The organism is Peribacillus sp. B65 (assembly GCF_058513295.1).
In genome coordinates this window covers 4,447,148-4,468,383 of sequence record NZ_CP195840.1, presented here as the reverse complement: position 1 = coordinate 4,468,383, position 21,236 = coordinate 4,447,148, and the positions used below count along the sequence as shown (strand labels likewise).

General features: G+C 37.0%; 23 protein-coding genes. 17 read left to right on the top strand and 6 right to left on the bottom strand.

All coding sequences use genetic code 11. The annotated features are described in order from the left end of the window. Positions 1-142: 142 nt before the first annotated feature. A complete protein-coding gene (locus ACSR9O_RS21770; RefSeq protein ID WP_230178311.1) occupies positions 143-1,633 on the bottom strand; it encodes a DHA2 family efflux MFS transporter permease subunit in 1,491 nt (496 codons plus the stop codon). A 522-nt stretch (positions 1,634-2,155) separates the two neighbouring features. Here ACSR9O_RS21770 and ACSR9O_RS21765 point away from each other — a divergent pair. The 5 genes from ACSR9O_RS21765 (at position 2,156) to ACSR9O_RS21745 (ending at position 7,126) form a co-directional block, all read left to right on the top strand. Then, entirely contained in the window at positions 2,156-2,974 is an 819-nt protein-coding gene (locus ACSR9O_RS21765; protein ID WP_491725083.1) for a TIM barrel protein, read from the top strand. Positions 2,975-2,998: 24 nt separating this feature from the next. Next, on the top strand, positions 2,999-4,342 hold the full coding sequence (locus ACSR9O_RS21760) for an amino acid permease (protein ID WP_260357176.1): 1,344 nt from the start codon (positions 2,999-3,001) through the stop codon (positions 4,340-4,342). 134 nt (positions 4,343-4,476) lie between these two features. Further along, positions 4,477-5,490, top strand: a complete 1,014-nt coding sequence (locus ACSR9O_RS21755) for an SIS domain-containing protein (protein ID WP_491725082.1) — start codon at positions 4,477-4,479, stop codon at positions 5,488-5,490. Positions 5,491-5,547: 57 nt separating this feature from the next. Further along, on the top strand, positions 5,548-6,330 hold the full coding sequence (gene frlD, locus ACSR9O_RS21750; protein WP_260357177.1) for a fructoselysine 6-kinase: 783 nt from the start codon (positions 5,548-5,550) through the stop codon (positions 6,328-6,330). 67 nt (positions 6,331-6,397) lie between these two features. Beyond that, complete coding sequence (locus ACSR9O_RS21745; RefSeq protein WP_434169179.1) at positions 6,398-7,126, top strand: GntR family transcriptional regulator; 729 nt, start codon at positions 6,398-6,400, stop codon at positions 7,124-7,126. A 36-nt stretch (positions 7,127-7,162) separates the two neighbouring features. On the opposite strand, the gene ACSR9O_RS21740 is transcribed toward ACSR9O_RS21745, so the two are convergent. After that, entirely contained in the window at positions 7,163-7,333 is a 171-nt protein-coding gene (locus ACSR9O_RS21740) for a hypothetical protein (protein WP_434169180.1), read from the bottom strand. A 42-nt stretch (positions 7,334-7,375) separates the two neighbouring features. Then, entirely contained in the window at positions 7,376-7,876 is a 501-nt protein-coding gene (locus ACSR9O_RS21735; protein WP_491725081.1) for a DinB family protein, read from the bottom strand. A 308-nt stretch (positions 7,877-8,184) separates the two neighbouring features. Here ACSR9O_RS21735 and ACSR9O_RS21730 point away from each other — a divergent pair, with 308 nt between their 5' ends. The 11 genes from ACSR9O_RS21730 to ACSR9O_RS21680 all read left to right on the top strand — a co-directional run bounded on the left by ACSR9O_RS21730 (position 8,185) and on the right by ACSR9O_RS21680 (position 17,947). Beyond that, positions 8,185-8,391 carry a hypothetical protein gene (locus ACSR9O_RS21730; RefSeq protein WP_101221533.1) on the top strand — a complete coding sequence of 69 codons (207 nt, stop codon included), beginning with the start codon at positions 8,185-8,187 and terminating at the stop codon, positions 8,389-8,391. Positions 8,392-9,411: 1,020 nt separating this feature from the next. Further along, positions 9,412-10,524, top strand: a complete 1,113-nt coding sequence (locus ACSR9O_RS21725) for an ABC transporter substrate-binding protein (protein WP_491725080.1) — start codon at positions 9,412-9,414, stop codon at positions 10,522-10,524. After that, positions 10,514-11,347, top strand: a complete 834-nt coding sequence (locus ACSR9O_RS21720; RefSeq protein ID WP_491725079.1) for an alkaline phosphatase family protein — start codon at positions 10,514-10,516, stop codon at positions 11,345-11,347. Before ACSR9O_RS21725 ends, ACSR9O_RS21720 begins: the two co-directional genes overlap by 11 nt. 38 nt (positions 11,348-11,385) lie before the next feature. Beyond that, entirely contained in the window at positions 11,386-12,240 is an 855-nt protein-coding gene (locus ACSR9O_RS21715) for an ABC transporter permease (RefSeq protein WP_098936008.1), read from the top strand. After that, a complete protein-coding gene (locus tag ACSR9O_RS21710; protein ID WP_034313149.1) occupies positions 12,237-13,040 on the top strand; it encodes an ABC transporter permease in 804 nt (267 codons plus the stop codon). Before ACSR9O_RS21715 ends, ACSR9O_RS21710 begins: the two co-directional genes overlap by 4 nt. Positions 13,041-13,108: 68 nt before the next feature. Next, positions 13,109-14,122, top strand: coding sequence for an ABC transporter ATP-binding protein (locus ACSR9O_RS21705; protein ID WP_491725078.1), 1,014 nt, complete (start codon positions 13,109-13,111; stop codon positions 14,120-14,122). A gap of 26 nt (positions 14,123-14,148) precedes the next feature. Next, a complete protein-coding gene (locus ACSR9O_RS21700) occupies positions 14,149-14,931 on the top strand; it encodes a DeoR/GlpR family DNA-binding transcription regulator (RefSeq protein WP_230178321.1) in 783 nt (260 codons plus the stop codon). Positions 14,932-15,055: 124 nt separating this feature from the next. Then, positions 15,056-15,928, top strand: coding sequence for a Cof-type HAD-IIB family hydrolase (locus ACSR9O_RS21695; protein WP_230178322.1), 873 nt, complete (start codon positions 15,056-15,058; stop codon positions 15,926-15,928). 29 nt (positions 15,929-15,957) lie between these two features. After that, positions 15,958-16,287, top strand: a complete 330-nt coding sequence (locus tag ACSR9O_RS21690) for a DMT family transporter (RefSeq protein ID WP_101221540.1) — start codon at positions 15,958-15,960, stop codon at positions 16,285-16,287. Positions 16,288-16,317: 30 nt separating this feature from the next. Next, positions 16,318-16,632: a DMT family transporter gene (locus ACSR9O_RS21685; protein WP_101221541.1), complete on the top strand. Its 315-nt coding sequence runs from the start codon at positions 16,318-16,320 to the stop codon at positions 16,630-16,632. A gap of 364 nt (positions 16,633-16,996) precedes the next feature. Further along, positions 16,997-17,947 carry a sugar phosphate isomerase/epimerase family protein gene (locus ACSR9O_RS21680; protein ID WP_230178323.1) on the top strand — a complete coding sequence of 317 codons (951 nt, stop codon included), beginning with the start codon at positions 16,997-16,999 and terminating at the stop codon, positions 17,945-17,947. Positions 17,948-18,250: 303 nt separating this feature from the next. Here ACSR9O_RS21680 and mscL read toward each other — a convergent pair whose 3' ends face one another. Continuing rightward, positions 18,251-18,649 carry a large conductance mechanosensitive channel protein MscL gene (mscL, locus tag ACSR9O_RS21675; RefSeq protein ID WP_491725077.1) on the bottom strand — a complete coding sequence of 133 codons (399 nt, stop codon included), beginning with the start codon at positions 18,647-18,649 and terminating at the stop codon, positions 18,251-18,253. Positions 18,650-19,153: 504 nt separating this feature from the next. Further along, positions 19,154-19,546 carry a DUF2306 domain-containing protein gene (locus ACSR9O_RS21670; RefSeq protein WP_491725076.1) on the bottom strand — a complete coding sequence of 131 codons (393 nt, stop codon included), beginning with the start codon at positions 19,544-19,546 and terminating at the stop codon, positions 19,154-19,156. A gap of 417 nt (positions 19,547-19,963) precedes the next feature. Here ACSR9O_RS21670 and ACSR9O_RS21665 point away from each other — a divergent pair, with 417 nt between their 5' ends. After that, complete coding sequence (locus ACSR9O_RS21665) at positions 19,964-20,308, top strand: hypothetical protein (RefSeq protein WP_260357187.1); 345 nt, start codon at positions 19,964-19,966, stop codon at positions 20,306-20,308. 102 nt (positions 20,309-20,410) lie between these two features. Here ACSR9O_RS21665 and ACSR9O_RS21660 read toward each other — a convergent pair whose 3' ends face one another. Beyond that, positions 20,411-21,232: a DUF2935 domain-containing protein gene (locus ACSR9O_RS21660; RefSeq protein ID WP_101221560.1), complete on the bottom strand. Its 822-nt coding sequence runs from the start codon at positions 21,230-21,232 to the stop codon at positions 20,411-20,413. Between the last annotated feature and the right edge of the window lie 4 nt (positions 21,233-21,236).

Sequence of the window (21,236 nt, the reverse complement as noted above, 5' to 3'; positions counted from 1 at the left end):
CCAGGAAGTAATTTGGGCAAAAAAAGAGACACTCTTAAAAAGTGTCTCTTTTTTTTGCATTTATATGTCTTCATGGGGCAAGTCAGTTTAATAATATAAGAATTTTTTTACCTTGGAAAATAGGTTGATTTAGCCTTGATTATTAAAAGCTTTTTTTTGATAGGCGATTTGTAATGGTATCTTCTTGTGGTGATGTTTGCCGAATATAAAAGGCAAGTATGAATGCAACTATGGTCAAACCTGTTGCGATCATGAATGCATCATCCACTCCCATTACGCTGCCTTGTTTAATGGCCATCGCCATTTGTGATGTATTATCTGGTGATATATTCCTTTGAGATAAGATTTCCTGTACATGTTTCGTTCCCTGGTTTGTCATGATGGACACAAAGAATGCCATGCCAACAGCGCCTGCTACCATTCTCAATGTATTGACCATTGCTGTTCCATATTTGTTTAGGCTAAGTGCCAATTCATTTAATCCAGCTGTGAAGATAGGCATCATCAGTATCGACATTCCGAACATTCTAATCGTATATACCCATACCACATAAGAATAGGACGTATCTGTTTCAAGCCGCGTTAAAAGGTACGTTGTAATGATAGTGATGGCAAGTCCGCTCACCGCAAGCCATCTTGCACCAAATCGGTCAAACAGCTTTCCGGTGATAGGAGACATGATCCCCATTAAAATCCCGCCAGGCAATAGCATGAGACCGGATTCCATCGGAGTAAACCCACGGATATTCTGCATATAGATTGGCATGATGATCATTCCGGAGAACATACCCATAGTTGCGATGATGTTGATGATTGTCGTTAAAGTGAACATCCGATACCGGAAAATTCTAAACTCCAAAATGGGATGAGATACAGTGAATTGCCTCCAGACAAATAAAGCTAAACTGATTCCTCCAACAAGGAACATCATCAGTACCTCAGGGCTGCCCCAGCCCTTGGTGCCGCCTGTAGCAAATCCATATAGAACTCCGCCGAATCCGATAGTGGATAGAATTACACCCAGTTTATCGAGTTTAGGCCGGCTGGTTTTCCCTACTTTTTTAATGATGAAAATGGCAAAGATGAAGTCAAGCAGGGCGAATGGGAAAATGATAAAAAACAGAACCCGCCATGAATAGTTTTGGATAATCCATCCTGATAATGTCGGTCCTACAGCTGGGGCAAAATTCATCGCGATACCAAATATGCCCATTGCAAAACCGCGTCTGTTAGGTGGAAATAAAGTGAAAATTACATTTGTAATCAACGGGAACAAAATCCCCGCACCTGCAGCTTGAACCACACGTCCGATCAATAAGACGGAGAAGCTGGGGGCAATTCCACATAAAAATGTTCCTAATGCAAAGAGTCCCATCGAAGCAAGATATAATTGTCTTGTATTGAATCGTTCCATTAAGAAAGCGGTAATCGGGATGACAATCCCATTGACCAATAAGAAGATTGTAGTAAGCCAATTAGCTGTTGCAGCTGATATGTCAAAATGAGTCATTAATTGAGGCAATGCGATATTGATTAAGGTCTGATTTAAGAAAGCGACTAGAGCACCAGCCAGCATCACCGCAAACATGGGGCCTGTACGAATTTTAGTGATGGCTGTTTTTTCGTGATTCATTATTATGGCACGTCCTTTCCGCTAGGATAGTATAAATTGTACTGTCTGCTATTTTTAAAGAAACTAATTCGTCTCACGAAGTATTAGTGTAAACTAACCTATATTTTCCAATAAAATACACCATTTAAGGAGATTCATCTCAATTTACGCTTTTTTTGAGGTGTTTATTCTTTATTAACCACTAACTTGACAATATTTCAGGATACATTCTCATGGAAATCCCCCAGGCTAACATCCATTCTACAGGTATATCATATTTCAAACAATAATCACCAACATAATACTTACAATGTACCAGAGAAATTTTTGCACTAGGTATAAATACTTTAACATTCTATCATTCGTAGTCACTAAAAAATAGTTAATTTATAAAAAGGTGTGATGAACAATAAAATCACGACTTTTCCGCATTTTCCGAATGATTATTTTTTAAATATTCAAAATAATTATTGCAATCAATGTATTGGTTAATTATAATACAAAACATAACAAATAAAAAGTCGTTTTGAGGGGGTGAAAGAATTGAATATTGCAGGGATGAATATCACTTTTAGGCATTTCCCTTTTCATTATTTTTTGGAATGCATGGACAAACTTGAGATTAAAAGCATTGAATTATGGGGTGGGGAGCCGCATTTGTATGTTTATCGCAACATACTAGGAAATATAAGGAGTTTGAGAAGGGAACTTAAATCTAGAAATATGAAAATCATCTGCTATACGCCAGAACAATGTATCTATCCTTATAACATTGCATCCTCGGATGCTCATTGGCGAAAAAAAAGCATTGAATATTTTATGGAGAATCTTTACGCCGCGCTGGAGTTAGACACAAACATGATGCTTATCACTTCTGGAATAGGGGACTTTTCTGTTTCACAAGAGGAATCATGGAAGTATGCAAGTGACTCAATCTTTCAATTAACCAAAGTAGCTGAGAAGGAAGGTTTGATTCTTGCTTTAGAGCCATTGACAAAATATGAATCCAATCTGGTAATTGACTCTAAGGGGTTAAAGAAAATGTTAGAGGAAATCCAATCTCCTTTGCTAAAAGGAATGATAGATACAGTTTCCATGCAACTGGCAGGTGAAACACCTGATGAGTACTTTTCCTTCCTTCCCGAATTAAGCCATTTTCACCTAATCGATGGAGATGGTCAATCAGATACGCATTTGGCACTAGATGATGGTGTTTTAAATTGGAGAGAATATTTAACGAGTCTTAAAAGCCATGGTTACAAAGGAAGTTGTACTCTAGAGATTATGGGATCAAATTATTATCAAAATCCAAGCGATGCAATTATGAAATCTATTGAAAAAGTAAGGGAATTGGGAATTTAATCATCTAATTTGGAGGAACTCTTTATGAGTAATGGCACACTTACACGAAAACTGGGTTTTTGGTCTGCTCTAGCTATTGCTGTTGGAACTACTATAGGATCGGGTATTTTTGTCTCATCTGGTGATGTTGCAAGGGCTGCGGGTACTCCTTCCATTTCTATTCTAGCCTGGATAATAGGCGGGGTGATTGCCATACCTCAAGTAATGGTGCTGGCCGAGTTATCGACCGCATACCCCCAAAATGGAAGCGGTTACGTTTATTTAAATAAAGCTGGGTGGAGGCCTTTGGCATTTTTATATGGATGGGCCACTTTCTGGGCGTTGGATCCTCCATCCATATCGATAATGGCTTTAGCGCTTGTTTCTTATTTAGCAACCTTTTTCCCATTTTTCTCGGGAGTTGCCGGAAAATTATTGGGTATTGCGATCATCCTGCTAATCACATCGATTCATTATCGAAGTGTGAAAGAAGGAGGTCTTTTCCAGGTCATTATCACGGCTATCAAGATCATTCCTTTCCTGATCGTCATTGTGCTGGGAATAATGTATATGAACCCTGAAAACTTTGCTTATACCCCAGCTCCTGGTGCTCAAAAGTCAAGTTTAATAGGCGGTGTATCTGCAACCACATGGGCATATACGGGAATGGCTGCGATTTGTTTCATGGCTGGGGAGTTCAAAAATCCAGGGAAAATACTTCCCCGAGCTCTTATTAGTTCGGTATTCATCGTGTTGGCTTTATATACGCTGCTAGCCATTTGTGTCATCGGCTTGATGCCATTTGAAGAATTAATCAACTCCAATGCGGCTGTTTCAGAAGCTGTAAAATATATTCCGGGATTATCGGATATTGCATCATCATTTGTGGCCATTACAGCGATTATTGTTATCTTGGGTTCGTTGAGCTCTTGCATAATGTTTCAGCCCCGCCTTGAGTATGCAATGGCAAAGGACGGACTATTCTTTCAACGATTTGCGAAGGTCCATCCTAAATATGAAACTCCAAGCTTCTCCATCATCGTTCAGGTTACGTATGCATGTATTCTTGTGTGCTTCAGTAATTTAACAGTGTTACTTGGCTATTTCACACTGATTCAATTGGTTATTAACATTATGGACTTTGCCGCTGTTTATAAATGTCGTAAAAGGGATGATTATAACCCAATCTATCGTATGCCAATGTGGAGATTAACGACGGTGTTAGCTATTCTTGGAGCATCATGGCTGGCTTGGGGAACTTTTACTTGGGCGCCTATCCAAGGAGTGATTGCAGCATTGATCGTCATCGCAACAGGTCTGCCGGTTTACTATTATTGGGAAAGGAAATATGGATCCAAGAAAAATAACGACAGCGATATCGTTGCTTAGCAGAATGTTAAAGGAAGTTGGACCTTCTTTTGACAAACGCACTAAAATTTAAAATAAAACAATTGTACAAATTATTATGTTTAGATATAATACAAGACATAACAAATATACAGGGATATGGGAGGAAACTATTGATGCTAAAGTTTGATGAAGAGTTATTTCTAAATCTTGTAGAAAAAGAGGGCCTTGCTTTTAGAGGCCAGATTGAAGAAATCGTAGATGGAATCACCAAAAGGGGCTACAGCAATATTTTTCTGATCGGCGTTGGTGGCACCATAGCCATGATGTATCCATATGAATACATTTTAAAGTCAAATTCTACCATCGATGTCCATGCAGAAATTGCTGCTGAGTTCATGGTGATGAATCATAAGCATTTCAGCAAAGATTCAGTCTGTATTTTTACATCTGTATCCGGGACTACTCAAGAAACAGTTGCAGCGGCTGAATATTGTAAAGAAAAAGGCGCCACTACAATCGCTTTAGTTGCAGAGCCAAATACTCCGTTAACACAAATTGCGGATTACTGTATAACGACAGGTTCTGAAACGCACTCTTTTGATACTTTCTTTATGCTTTTGTACATGGTCGTCTTCCGTTTCATGCATAACAACAATGAATTCCCGCAATATGAACAATTCACGAAGGAGGTTTCTCTACTTCCGCGTGCAATTCTAGATGCCGTTAAATCTTTTGACAAAAAAGCAGAGGAATTTGCCATTGCACATAAAGACACGGATTACCACATGATGGTCGGTTCTGGTAACCTATGGGGAAACACTTATTCATATGCCATGTGCATTTTAGAGGAGATGCAATGGATCCAGGCGAAATCCATCCACGCGGCAGAGTTTTTCCATGGTACGCTTGAACTTGTTGTAGAAGATACAAGTGTTATTTTACTAAAAGGAGAAGATGAAACTAGACCGCTGATGGACCGTGTAGAGAGATTTGTAGAAAATATCTCTAAAAATTTAACGGTTATTGATACCAAAAGCTTTGAAATGGACGGTATCAGCGAAGAATTCAGAAAGCACTTTTCTGTTAGTATTAACTGGTCGGTATTAAGTCGAATCAGCGTTTACCTTGAGCGTGAAAGAAATCATCCATTAACACTTAGAAGATACTATCGCCAAATGGAATATTAAGATATGTGGAGCACTACTTAGTAGTGCTCTTAATTTTAAAGAAAGCGGGGGAAAATGATGAGAACGGTTACAGTCGGAGATAACTGTATGGATGTCTATCAAAAGAGCGGGGAGGTCTATCCTGGCGGTAATCCTTTAAATGTGGCTGTCTATTTAAAAGGGTTAGGTGCTGAATCTGCTTATATTGGCTGGGTGGGCTCCGATCAATACAGTGAAAAGATGGTTAAAGCGATTCAGGAAAAAGGTGTTGATATTTCCCATCTTTCGCGGAAAGAAGGAAAAACAGCTATTACTTTTGTTGAAATGGTAGGAAATGACCGCAGGTTTGGAGAATACGACGAAGGTGTCATGGAACATTTCTGTTTAACGACGGAAGAACTCCATTACATTCAAACATATCAGCTTATACATTCAGGGATTTGGGGACATGCGGATAAGTACTATTCCTTTTTTAAAGAAAAAGGAATGCTCACGTCTTTTGATTTCTCAGATCAGCTAGATCACGATTTAGTGAAGACTTTACCGCAGTTTATTGATTATCCTTTTTTCTCTTATACGAAGGACGATGCTTTTATCCGCAAATTTTTAAAGGATGTAAAAAATCAAGGACCTAAAATTGCGGTCGCCACTTTAGGTGAAAATGGTTCACTTGCCTATGACGGCATTCAATTTTATCAATGCGGTGTCGTTGAAGCGAATGTGGTGGATACGATGGGGGCGGGGGACTCCTTCATTTCCGGTTTTATTTATGGAATATTGAAAGGCCATTCCATCGGCAATTGTTTAGAATTGGGCACAGAGTCTGCTGCGAAAACAATTAGCTATTTCGGTGCGTGGTGACTGGGAATGGAAATAATGTATAATAGGTAATAAATAATAAAATTTGACGGATAAGGATGAATCTAATATGAATTTAAATCCTTCAACCCCCCAGCCACTATATATGCAAATAAGGCAAATGTTGAAGAATGATATTCAGAACGGTAAATACAAACCAGATGAACAGATCCCAACCGAAGCAGAGCTTTGTGAAACTTATAACGTTAGCCGCATTACCATACGAAAAGCAATAGAGGAATTGGTGAAGGATGGAACACTGACACGTATTCCGCGCAGGGGTACCTTTGTTGCATCTAATAAGTTTCATAATGAGTTGTTATCCATAAGTGGATTCTCAGAGTTTAGTCATCAGCTGGGGAAGATACCGAATTCCCGGATTTTACGAAGTGAGGTCATAGCCGCACCAAAAGAAGTTGCAGGTCATCTCCTCATTGAAGAAGGAAGCCCCGTTCTCGAACTTGAGCGACTCATGTATGTAGATGAGCGTCCGCTTTTCTACGATACCGCTCATTATTCGTTACTTCGTTTTCCGGATTTAGAAAAGAAGATTGCAAGGGATGAATCAACTTATAAGATCCTTTTGGAAGATTACCATACAGAAATAGTCAGTAACGATAAAATTATAGACGTGATTGGTGCTACAAAAATCTATGCTAAATATTTAGAATGCGATATTGGAGCAAATTTATTTAGAATAGTGAAGATTGCTTTCGATGCAAACGACGAACCTGTGCATCTCTCAACCTTCATGTGTGAAACCAACAAGGTCAATCTGACCGTTCATCGGGCAAAATAGGTCATGCCAATAATTTGGCATGACCTATTTAAATATCTAGTTTTGATTTTCCTCCTCCAATCTTTCTTCTTCGGTCATCGCATTTAAAATATCCTTACAATTAAAACATAAGATTTTCTTGTTATCTAACAGAATGCCGTTCAGGAAACCAGCCGTACAATATACATCACTTGCACAGCGAACACAAGAGCCAACTAGTTCATCCATCTATTAATCTCCTTAATCAGGAATCGGGTATAGTTTGGTGTTTTATTTTACATAAAGATAAAGGCCAAAATCTTGCATAACGGAAGTGTGCCCCATTTGCCGTAACATGGTAGCTATATTGCCACGATGATATGATCCGTGAGTGACAATGTGTAATACCGATTCGGAAATGGTAGTTTCAAGCAATCCGGCATAGGGGTTATCCACGACAATTACCTTTTCCATATCCTCTGTACTCAGAAGTACTTTGTTTCTTTCGTATAAGTCTATAAATATTTTTTTCATTTCCTCAATACTTTTCTTTTCCACCGCTTCTTTTAATTGATTAGAAGATGCCATTGCTTCATTCATACTTTTACCTGAGATAATGTCAAACCACGCAAAATCTGTGAGATAAATATGAGACAACACTTTTGATACCGACGAAAAACCAGTCTGAATTTCCTTATGGTAAATGTGCTGTGGAAGTTCATTTAACCGATCGATGATGACTCCATTTGCCCACGCGTGATAGTTATACATTTCTTGCTCGGGGTGATTCATTTAAAAAACCTCCATATACACTAGTTTTTTCGTTTTGAACAATTTATGCAGTGAGAACAAAAGTATACAGGTGAATTCAATCCAGTATATTCATTAATATGTTGTTCTCTAATATATATAACAATTCCTCCTGAAGATTCTCCCGATATATGTGCTCAACATAAATGTAAAATGTATAAAAATAAGAGATAGTACGAACTACGAACATTGATTATTAAATGAATAGCTAATGGAGCATCACATATAGGCATTTTTTCTTGCAGGAAAATAGCTCCCTATATCGAACTGATAGTAAAGGAGATGGTAATATGAATCTGAGGATTAAATATAGGCTTTATATCCATGTAGACGGAAAACTTATTCCAGAACAGTATGACCGATACGAGATACTAAACGTCAGAGAAGGTATTGATCCAAATGATACTAAGGATTACCAAGAGCTTATTAAAAAATTGAGTAAGTCGATTAATCGGCCCTTAAATGAATTTGAAATAAAAGACTATGAATCAATGTAATTGCATCCTTTTGAAGATTGATCGAATGTTACGTATTCTAAAATTTTCTCCTTCAATAGAATGAAATTCATAAAGTTTAAAAGTGAAAATAAATAAAGAAAACCTAAAATGAGCCTCCTCCTTATATTAATAAATGTAAATGTAAGGAGAGAGGAAAATTAAGATCTTGCTTCAGCAGTTGTAATGGTGATTGGAATAAAGAAAATGGTTATAATTAATCAAGCAAAAATCTTTGTCTTCAAAAAGCTATGAAAATTTGAAATACCGTGGTTTCAGCTCAATTTATCTAAGCTTTCTAATAGGTTTCTACGTATGGTTGGAAGGATTTTAAATATTTTGAAATAGACCACGATAGAATATGTAATGAATACAACATTCCATGTTATAGGAATTTCAGTCCCTTCCTCGGGTAGTGGCTAGGGGGACGCAATGATTAAAGTGCTTGGGTAGATAAACGCTAATAAAGCGCTCCATTTTTGGAGCGCTTTATTGGCGTTTATTCATTTGAATTTTTTTTGAACAGTCGTTGAATCTACTTCACCCTTATGGAGATTTTGCAAAAAAATTCAAAAATTAAGGTTTATCAGAGAGTCGTCTCAGGTGAAGAGTTAGGGAGGAAGCGGGATACCAATTATTATTTATAGACAAACATTGATAATTCTATCTGTTTAATAAGATCTATGTAAAACTCTCTTGTATCAAGAGAGTTTTTTTGCATGAAAAGGTATTTAGCTAATATGGAGTTTTGTTAACGGCGAGCTAAAAAGAAGGGGAAAAGGATGATATGTTTTTAATGAAAATTTTTCACATTCTCTTTTATAGACTTGTCTTTACTTGGTCCTGTTTGCGGACTGTTGTTAATGCTAATGAAAATAAAAGCTGATGAGTTGGAGAAATAAAGAGCAGGTTTACAAAATCTTAACATTTGGTTTATGTGGGATTAATGTTTTCTGATTATGATTAAACCGTAATAAACAGTAATAAACATTAAAGATTCCACACTAAATGGAGGCACTTTTTATGAATCGCACATTCAAGAAGAATTGTTACAAGTCTATTCAAGCTTTGATATTAGGGGTGAGTGTACTGGGATTAGCTGCTTGTGGAGCTACTAATGAGGAGGCTGCTTCAGTGGTTAAGGATCCAAGTTCGTTAACCTTGAAAGAAATTGAAACAAAGGCAAAAGAAGAGGGGACTATTAATAGTGTCGGTATGCCTGATTCATGGGCTAACTGGGGAGAAACTTGGAATGAAGTGATGAATAAATATTCATTGGAACACAATGATACAGATTTGTCCAGTGCCGAAGAGATTGCCAAAATGGAATCTGAAGGAGAGAATGCAACAGCCGATATCGGCGATGTAGGGATTTCCTTTGGGCCAATCGCGGAACAAAAAGAATTAACGATGCCATATAAAACTTCCTATTGGGACCAGGTACCTGAGTGGGCAAAAGATGACAATGGAGATTGGGTTGTTGGCTACCAAGGAACGATTGCATTCTTTACTAATAAAGAATTAGTAGAAAACCCGCCTAAATCTTGGGATGACATATTAAAAGGGGATTATAAAGTAACAGTTGGAGATGTCCAGCGTGGTACACAGAATCAAATGGCCGTACTTGCTGCCGCTATTGCTTACGGCGGTGATGAAACAAATCTCCAACCGGGAATTGACTATTTTGCGAAGCTTGCCAAGCAAGGCCGCCTTAGCTTGACTGATGCCAAGCCGGCTAACATCGAAAAAGGGGAAGTGGAAGTTGCCCTTGTTTGGGATTTCAATGCTCTTGGTTACGCTGACCAAATTAACCGCGATCAATTTGAAGTGATCATTCCAAGTGAAGGTTCAGTCGTAAGCGGCTACGCAACCATTATTAACAAATTTGCCAAGCATCCGCATGCGGCGATGGCAACTAGAGAATATATCTTAAGCGATGAAGGACAAATTAATTTAGCTAAAGGATTTGCCCGTCCAATTCGCGATGTAGAACTTCCGAAAGAAGTAGCTGAAAAAATGGTTCCAGAAGAACAGTACAAAAATGCAAAACCAATTGAAGATTACAAAGCTTGGGAAGAAACGGCTAAAAATTTACCTCAGATTTGGCAAGAAGAGGTGTTAGTCCATGTCAAATAAAGTAATAGCAATCGTTGTTGATGGTATGAGATACGATAAAGCATGCGAAGCGCTGGGATTTATTCAGCATTTAGTCGAAACGAATCAAGCGTCACTTTACAAAGTTAAGTCGGAGCTTCCAAGTCTTTCCCGTCCATTATATGAAGTGTTGTTAACAGGTACGCCGGCTTCAATAAATGGGATTACGTCCAATCAAGCCGTTCGTTTATCTACTGAGAAAAGTCTCTTTCATCTTACGAAAGAAAACGGGTTAAGAAACGGAACAGTGTCCTATTACTGGGTAAGCGAACTTTATAATCGTGCGCCATTCCATTTTATTGAAGACCGTGAGCAAGAAGATGAATCCAATCCAATTCAATACGGAAAATTTTATTGGGACGATGACTATCCAGATAGCCATGTGTTAATGGATGCAGAAGCTTTACGTAGAAAGTATGACCCTCACTTTTTATATATTCATCCGCTCGGTGTAGATGTAAAAGGAGAAATTTTTGGCTCGGAATCAAAAGAATATCGTGAGCAAACCCTAAAAATGGGAAGCTTGTTGGCACAACTATTGCCAATTTGGATCAAAGAAGGTTACCACATATTAATTACATCGGATCATGGCATGAGTGAATATGGCAACCATGGCGGCATAACTGATGGTGAACGTGATGTACCGCTCTTTATCATTAGTCCAAAAGTTGAGCCTGGCATTTATGGTGAAGTGGTTTCGCAATTAGCTTTTGCACCGCTCGTTTGTGAACTATTAAATATTGAGCCGTCCGATAAAATGATTTCATATCAATTTCCAGGTCTGAAAGGAAAAGTCACCCTGTAAAAACATTATTGTTAGAGAACATAGAGGAGCGAGAAGTCTTGCGAAAAATAAAAAAACAAAAAATTTACTTATTAGCTCTTTTACTGCCATTTATTATGTTTGTGATTGGATTTGAGATAGGACCATTAGTGGCAATGATTAAAAATAGTTTTTATGCAGATGATGGAATTCAAGTTACGATTGATCAATACTTAACCATATTCAAAAGTGAATTTTACTTACAAGCCATTAAAAATAGCCTGGTCATTTCCTTGTTTTCTGCTATAACTTCTGTGATTGTAGCAGTCATTGCAGCCTATTCGTTTACAAAGTTCTCTCAAAAAATACAAAACCGACTACTGATGGTTACCAATATGACGTCGAACTTTGAAGGGATTCCCCTTTCATTTTCATATATTATCTTACTTGGAAACAATGGGTTGTTTACGTTGCTATTTGCCAAGATTGGTTGGGACCTGTTTGCAGATTTTAATTTATATTCCTGGACAGGCCTCATTCTTGTTTATATTTATTTTCAAATTCCGCTTGCCGTTATGCTCATTTACCCGTCTTATCAAGGAATTAGGCAACAATGGAAAGAAGCATCTTCATTATTAGGAGGGTCAACATTTTCATTTTGGCTTCGGATAGGGGTTCCAGTTCTTTTACCTAGTATTGTAGGTACATTCAGTATTTTGTTTGCTAATGCGATGGGAGCCTACGCAACAGCCTATGCATTGGTCGGCAGCAACTATAACATATTGTCATTGCAAATTGCTTCTCTAGTTGCTAGTGATGTTGCATTAAAGCCGCAGCTAGGTAGTGCATTGGGAGTCCTTCTAGCAACGACCATGATAGGGGCGATGTGGTTCAATGAACGAATGATGCGTAGAGTTAGGAGGGATTTACGATGAAGTCTTCATTGACATTTCATAAATTGTTTGTTGGATTACTAGTTATATATTTATTAATTCCGCTTGTAGGAACACTTTTATTCTCGATTGCTGGTAAATGGGATCATACGATTTTACCTGAGAGTTATACGCTGAAATGGTATATTGAATTGTTTCAAGATGAACGGTTTTATGATGCTTTCCGACGAACACTGTTTTTAATTGTCATGTCTGTAGGTCTTAGTGTTGTTATTATGCTTCCGACAATTTTTATTATCACGGTATATTTCAGTAAATGGGAAGGATTACTCCAAGCCGCAGCCATGCTTCCTTATGGAGTTCCTCCGATTGTTGGAGCCGTTGGATTAATCAAGCTGTATTCTGCTGGACCGATTCAAATTGCCGGAACACCTTGGATTTTAATTGGTGCTTATTTCATAACCATTCTACCATTTATGTATCAAGGAATTCGTAACAGTCTTCGTACGCTTAATGCTGTACAACTTGTTGATGCAGCTGAATTACTCGGTGCCACAAAATTCCAAGCCTTTCGTACGGTGGTGTTTCCAAATATTATATCTGGAATTTTAGTGTCTACCTTATTATCTGTCTCTCTTTTATTTAGTGAGTTTGCTTTTGCCAATTTGCTTGTCGGGGGCCGATTCGAAACCCTTCAAATTTATCTATCCGACAAACTAAACAGCAGTGGTCACTTAACAAGTGCAATTGTTATAACCTATTATTCAATGATTTTACTTTTAACGGGGACTGTATTAAAGCTTACGTTTAGAAACAAAAGAAATCCTGTCGGGTCAAAATAAGAAGCGAATTCCTTCATTTTTTTTAGAAAAATACCGTCATAAAATACTACTTTAGAAGGTGAAAACTAATGAGCTTTGTAACCATCGAACAAGTGACTAAGGGATATGACAATCAATTAGTTTTAAATAATATTTCTTTAACATTAAAAAAAGGTGAATTTGCTACACTTCTTGGGCAAAGCGGGTGTGGAAAAAGTACATTATTACGTTCCATTGCGGGACTTGAAGACGTTGATGTAGGAAGAATCTTAATTGATGGAAAAGATATTACTGATTTATCACCGCGTCAGCGTGAAGTCGGTATGGTGTTTCAGTCTTATGCGCTTTTCCCGAATATGAATGTTTTTGATAATATCGCTTACGGCCTTAAAATGAAAAAGGTGAAAAATCTTAAGTCAAAAGTGAAAAATATGATTGATATGGTTGATTTAATAGGAAAAGAAGAGTCTTATCCTCATCAGTTATCTGGTGGACAACAGCAGAGGGTTGCTCTTGCCCGCGCGCTTGTCATGGAGCCAAAAGTACTGCTTCTGGATGAGCCGTTAAGCGCATTAGATGCTAAAATTAGAAAAAGTTTGCAAAAAGAATTAAAGAGAATACAGAAAGAATTAGATATCACAACTATTTTTGTTACACATGATCAGGAAGAGGCAATGACGATGTCTGATCGAATTTTTGTCATGAATAAAGGACAAGTTGTACAATCCGGTTCTCCTTCAGAAATTTATACTTCTCCAGTCAATACATTTGTTGCAAAATTTATCGGGAATTATAATGTCTGTAATATGGAAGTTTTCCGAAAACTTGTTCGCACCAAAGAATTAAAAGGGAATGAAGTTGCCATTCGTCCAGAAGTTTTACAATTAGTTTCTGTTGGTGAGGACAGTTTGGACTTACAAGAGAATTGGGGGATTAAAGGATTTATTAAAGATGTTTCCATGGCAGGTAATGTTTTAAGGTATGAAGTAGAAACAGAGGAGTGCGCTTTTCATGTAGACTATCTTCACCACCGTGGGGAAATGTTTGAGCAAGGAGCACGCGTTCAAATTCTTGTACCGAAGAAAGAATGCATTATTTTATAAAGTATTGATGATTTAGGGGGAGAAATATGTCTGTTTTGCCTGAAGAAAGAAAGAATGAAATTTTAAAAGAACTTAACAAAATGGGAAAAGTAAAAGTTATAGAATTAGTAGATCTATTTAATGTTTCAGAGGAAACGATTCGACGCGATTTGATGATATTAGAGGAAAAAGGACTGTTAAAGAGGGTTTACGGTGGAGCGATTAAAACAGTCTTTGAATTTGAGGAGCCTCCATTTACACAGCGTACAACGGTGAATCAAGAAGCGAAAATCAAGGTTGGGAAAAAAGCGGTGGAACTCATTTCCAATGGAGATGTGATTGCCATTGATGTAGGTACAACCATGCTTGAATTTGCCCAGTGTATTGAAAATAAAAAAGACATTACGATTTTAACCAATTCTCTTCCTGTGTCGTCTGTGTTGACTGAATTGCTCAATCAAAATAAATTTACAGGACAAATTCTATTACTTGGAGGACAAATTGATCCAAAGCATCAATCCATATGCGGGGGTCTCACTGAACAAATGTTAAATCAATTTAATATTGATAAAGCGTTCATTTCAGCTGGTGGCGTTTCCATTCAAAGTGGCGTTAGTAATTATCATTTACGTGAAACATTAGTTTCACGCAAAATGGTCGAGGTATCAAAGCACGTCATATTGCTAACGGATTACTCTAAAATTGGTGTCGACACCTTTTGTAAAGTTTGTCCTCTAGAAAAAGTAGATGTGATTGTCTGCGAGCAACCATTTCCAGAGGAATGGAGAAATGATTCTAAATTAGAGGAAGTCAATTGGATTCAAGCATAGCCCATAAAAGGATATATCGAGATGGAAGAGGGAGTACTCTCTTTTTGAATAGATTTTTGTTGATAGCAGAAAAAAAGCTAGAAAGAAAATTTAATAGATAGAATGAGAAAAGGAGCTATATAGCATGAGTTTCATTGCGATAGATTTAGACGGAACATTATTAAACGACAAGAATGAAATTAGTGAAGAAAATATAAAGGCGATTCAATATGCCCAAAATAGAGGCTTTGAAGTAGTTATTTCAACAGGACGGGCTTATTTTGACGTTCAAACAATTTGTGAAAAAGCCGGGATATCCCCATTTGTAATCGGGACAAATGGCGCAACCATTCATTCAAAAAGCGCAAAGTGCATTTCTTCTATTACGATAACTAAAGATCGTGTTGAATCTATTCTCCAATGGTTAGATGAACGGAATTATTATTACGAAGTGTTCACTGATAAAGCCATCTATACTCTTAAAAAAGGAAGAGAACAGTTCCATAATGAGATTAAAAGTTTGAAAAGCGCAGATTTGAATCCAGATATGAAAGAATTAGTTGAAATAGCGGAAAGGCAATTTGACCAGTTTGGATATGTTTTAGTTGAAAACTATAATGATATCTTAAAACAGGAGGAAGAATTCTATAACATTTTAGCATGTTCTTTTGATGAAAATAAATTAGAGGAAGCCTGGAACCAATTCGAAAATTTTGGTGAGTTGATGGTCGTTTCATCTGCTGATCATAACATTGAAATTACCAGTAAAAGAGCTTCAAAAGGAATTGCCCTTGAAAAATTGGCTTTCTTGATGAATGGCTCATTAGATAAGGCTATGGCAATCGGGGACAGCAACAATGATTTATCCATGTTTCAGAAAGTTGGATACAGCGTAGCGATGGGAAATGCAAAAGATGTCATAAAAAATGCTTGTACAACGACAACCCTTAAAAATGATGAAAATGGGGTAGCTTATGCGATTCATCGATATATGGAGAACTTCGTGGTTCAAAAATAAGTGTCAATGCCAAAGGGGAGAGCGATAAAATGGCATGGATATATATCATAATGGCAGGACTTTTGGAAATTGTCTGGGTGATCGGTCTTAAATATTCACACGGATTCACCAAAATTATACCTAGTATTGTTACGGTAGTTATTATAATCTTTAGTTTCTTTTTACTTTCAAAAGCTTTACATTCAATACCCTTAGGAACTGGTTACGCCATTTTCACTGGATTGGGAACGGTGGGAACTGTAGTAACTGGGATGCTTTTTTTGGGTGAGACCATTAATCCACTGAAAGTATTTTTTATGGCTTTAATGATATTGGGGATGATTGGAATAAAAGTCAATCCAGCAGAGCCTAAACATTAAAGGAAATGAACTGATATAGGGGATGATTCAATGGCTTGGTTTTTTCTTATTATTGCCGGATTTGCCGAAATCGGTAGTGTTATAAGCCTGAAACGTGCAGACGGCTTTAAAAAATTGCTCCCCTCTGTAGCGTGTCTTTTTTTGGGGAGTTTAAGCTTTTATTTTCTATCCTTGTCATTAACTTCTCTTCAAGTCGGGACTGCCTATGCAATATGGACAAGTATCGGCTCTGTTGGAAGTGTTTTAGCAGGAATGATTTTCTTTAATGAACCTAGAAGTTTAAGATTAAACCTATTCATTATGTGTATCATTGCAGGGGCTATAGGAATCAAAATCACTTCTTGACATTAAACTTAAAAAAAAAACGACCTTAATTTTTAGACAAATAGTTGACTCCCGTAAGGTGTGGGAGTCATTCTATTTAGGGTCCATAGGTAAAGAAGTGTTTTCTTCTATAAATTCTCAAATTGATTAGCAAATTAACCAAAATGTTATGTAAGCGGTGCAACAGTTTCTATAGCAGACTGCTTAGTTGGATATGCCCCTTCCATGTTTGCATTTATTCTATATGGAAGCATTTTGAATCAATCACCAGGAATAGAAGGTGTCAAAAGTTTTATTATAAGCAGCTTAGTTAAAATCGTAAACAAAAAAAATCAACCAAATTCACAAAAAAAAAACTAAATGCTTAATTAAAGGTGGGGAAAAAATGAAAATTGGATTAGAAACAGAAAGCTATCACTTGCAATTTATTACGGGTCGAATGGATATTTTCGGTTTTATCAGAAAAACAGCTGAATTGGGATTAGACGGAGTCATGATCAATATTGTTCCATGGCCAGGGTTGTCAGGATGGGGTACATTAGAATCATTTGAGCCGGAATATTTAGAGAGAGTAAGAAAAGAAATTCAAAAGTATGGATTTTTCGCTGAAATAGACACAAATGGAAGCGATCCGGAACATCTAAAAGAAGTCATTAAGGCAGCACATAGAATCGGAGCGGATGTGATTCGTACGTATACATGCTTAGGAGAGTATGATCCGGAAAGATTGAAAAAAGCACCAGGAGATATCAAACAAATTGTACCATTATTAGAGAAATATAGGATAAAACTAGCTGTGGAAAATCATGAGGAAGAGTTAACAGATGAGGTTATTCAAATAATAAATGAAGTCAACAACCCTTGGGTTAGCGCTCATTGTGATGTGGGCAACGGAATGATGGCATGGGAGGATCCAGTTGAAGCTGTAAGAAAATTAGCGCCATATGCATTCACAACCCATTTTAAAGATCATATTATCATTCATGATGGCGAGGATTATAGGGTATGTGGAGTACCAGTAGGGACAGGCAATATTGATACAGAAGAGTGTTTTAAAATACTTGTTGAGAAATCTACCCTAACTAGAATCAACGTTGAAATGTGTTTTCCATATGCCATCAATTTTAAGAGAGAGCTTGGTGCTGGCGGAGTGTTTGCGGTTGGAGAAGGAGCTTTCAAAGTCGAACAACCTCCATATGATTTAAGTGTCATTAAACCATTAGATTACTATTATCCTCCAAAAGAACTTTTAGAACAAATGATTGAAGATCAAGAAAAAGGTACAGTACAATCGGTTAAGTATACCCTTGCCTTACGGGATAAATATTGCCGATAAATAATATGTAGAAGCAGGGGTGTTGTATAATTCTGTTCATATAATAAAAATTATTACAGCGGTTCCAGCTAATACTTGCTATTGGGTTGATAGAGAGCCTCTTATGATTGCCAACATTACTGTCACTTTGCTTTTCGAATTCCGACACACGGTTATTTAATAAGTGTCGCCTATCTTGTTATAGTAACGGATACGTAGTTCATTATGACATTAAAAAGCCCCTCTCAATTAAGAGAGGGGCTTTATCTAATTCTTTAGTGAATTTTTGGCTATTTCTACACTTTTACTGATTCAGTATTATACTTATGATGTTTCATCCTGCCGTGAATTTTTTTGTAAAAGATCACGGATTTCCTTTAAATATTGCTCGGATGCCGGTACCGCTTCCAATACCTCTTCCTCGTTCGCTTGTTTTTTTCTAATAAGAGAATTCGCTATCTTCATAAACATGAAAATCGCAAATGAAATGATCAAGAAATCAATCACAGATTGGACAAATTTACCGTATTGAACAACTGCTTTTCCAACTGTGATAGATAACGAAGAAAAATTGACCCCACCTAATAAAATTCCAATTAGCGGTGTGATAATATTATCTACTAGTGATGAAACGATCTTTCCAAAAGCAGCACCCATTACTACAGCTATCGCAAGATCGAGAACGTTTCCTTTGGTAATAAATTCCCTGAATTCCTTTAACATTGTAACTACACCTTTCTTATTTCAATTGATAAAAGCATATCAGAAACATGGTGAAAATTAAATAGTGTAAGAGGCATCCATAATTCAAAAGATAGGACCATCCATCCGTTTAATCATTTGAATCCGTTTATATATTGCCAATCACGACACTCCGATCAAAGGAGATAAAACGCTATTTTCCATTCGAAACCATTAAAGAGCCGCTATAATAAAACGTCTTATTGAAGAAGGATTTAAGAAAGGTCATGGAACAAAGCAAAAAAGTAATGGAAGGGCAGAGTGGGAACGACTAAGGCGTCAATTTTCAATGTCACGTAAGGCCGTTTTCACCAACTTGAGGAAGGGGGTGAATATAAATGTATTCGTTTGGCGATAATTATATTATTGTACTACCCCCTAAGTGGTACTCCTCCATTGTTAAAAGCCCTTCTCTTAATTGAGAGGGGTTTTTTGTTTTGGGATTTGTTAAATGGTTTTTGTTAATATGAGGTATTTGGACTGAACTTAGATCGAATTGGATTTTTTATACTTCTTTCCAACCAACAATATCAGAGGGGAACCTATAATGCTTGGAAGAAACCAAAAAATTAATGGGTTCCATTCATTGAAGATAGTTATATTGGATAAATTTACTACAAGAATTGCTGTACAAATAGCGATATAGGAACCGAGCATCCCGCTAATATGAGATACAGTCCAGTTTTTCCATTTCTTCTTACCAGCTACATAGCCTATAAATGCGAAAGAATATGAAAATATTCCAATGAAAAATAAATATGCGCTGCTTTCCCAATTCAATATTGCCATAGTCAGGGATGTGACAAAGACTACAACATATGCACTGTGATAAATTTCACCACAAATTGTATGCATACCTCTTTTTTTCTTTGAAGACATAGCACCTATTCCACTAATAAGACATATTGCTCCAGCGCAAATGTGAATGAACAGAATGGTCTTAAAGATAAGCAATCTTCCCTTCGTTAAATAATCTTTATCAAAATGTAACAGATTATATATTTATTTTATTATAATACAAATATTTACCAAAAATATGAATGTTAATTTTCAAAGAAAAAATCAATTCAGTTATGGCAGATGAGTTTCTATACAATGCATCCTTTGCAAAACGGTCAGGCGCTGTATTTGTTGCGGAAAATCGTCAGTGAATCTGGTTTTTATGTGTTAATTTCTATATTTGGAATAAAGGGTCAGTGCGGTACACAAAAGGGAATTGTGTATCGTCCTTTTTAGGGAAAAAGGAGGATTTTACGTTTCATTTGGAGAATGTTTTGACAAATGGGGGTGGATTATTTGAGACAACATTTTGAACAGGATTTATCTAGAGAGGATATTTTTAGAATGATTGTTAAGCACCTTGATGTATTTCCGTTGACTAGTCTAGAGGCTATCAGAGAAGTGATCAGGAGTTCATTAAATCAAAGAGGCTTGATAGGGGGGATGACCACACAAACAGGAGCCGCTACATATAACCGGAAAATATCAGACCAGGATATCCAATTAATAAATGATTGTATTTGTGACCTCTTAAATAGCCGCGTTATCCAACCTGGTATTAATGAAGTCAATCAGGATTTACCATGGATTTCTGTTTTTGATAAAGAGAAACTTGAAACATTGGTGAATTCCCTGTCTTAACTTTTTACATATAAAAGCCCTTCTCTAAATCGAGAGGGGCCTATTTTCTTTATCCGATAATTGCAATTTTCCATATCCTTCATACTCAATTAATTGTATTTTTTAACCTGTAAGATGGGATTCAAACATATCGATGATTTCAAGGAAACGTTCGGCCTCACGGAAAACGTGATCAGCCAATAGTGGATGAATGATGCTCTTGATTTTGCATTCTTCGATTAAATCCCTGGCGGTTTTCTTAAAGTCTCGAAGTGATACGACGGACACGCGGTTCTGATCTAGAAATTGATCCAGAAGAGGGGCCGTTTGAGATTGCGGTTTCATGGACTCTAAGTCTACGGCTTGAAAGACTAATTGATCAAAATCATTACTAAAGTTTCGCGCCATATCCACCAGCTTTCTTTCCGATGGATCAAGGAGATGTCCAATGAATTTTGCATGATCCGCCATTATTCTTAAAAAGAAAACATTTTCCTTGATGATGGCATCTGCAAGTGGTTTCAATTTACCTTCATTTAATTCTATTAATCGTTTTCTAAAATAATTGGCTTCTCTGCTTGTATGGTCGACTAGAAGTGGGAAGTTGTTTGCACCAGGCAGTTTACAGGTGAGTATTAATCCTAATACCTTCCTTTTAAACAAAAATATGCCTGTGGCAGCTTGTTGCACCTCCGCGTTAAATCTTCTGATTTGTTCTGGATCAGCTTGATTTGTAAATGAATGGGATTGCTGTTCTATCCGTTCAAATAAAAGATAAAACTGATTAGCTTCCTCAATTAACTGTGTATCTTCACATCTAAAACCTAGTCTTAGAAATAACGAGTGTTCCTTCATTATTCTTGACCAAAAACGAATCTCATCTAAGGAGCGTTCAACAAACATTCCAGAGTTATTCCTCATAGCTTCCTGTGCGTTCTCACTCATAACT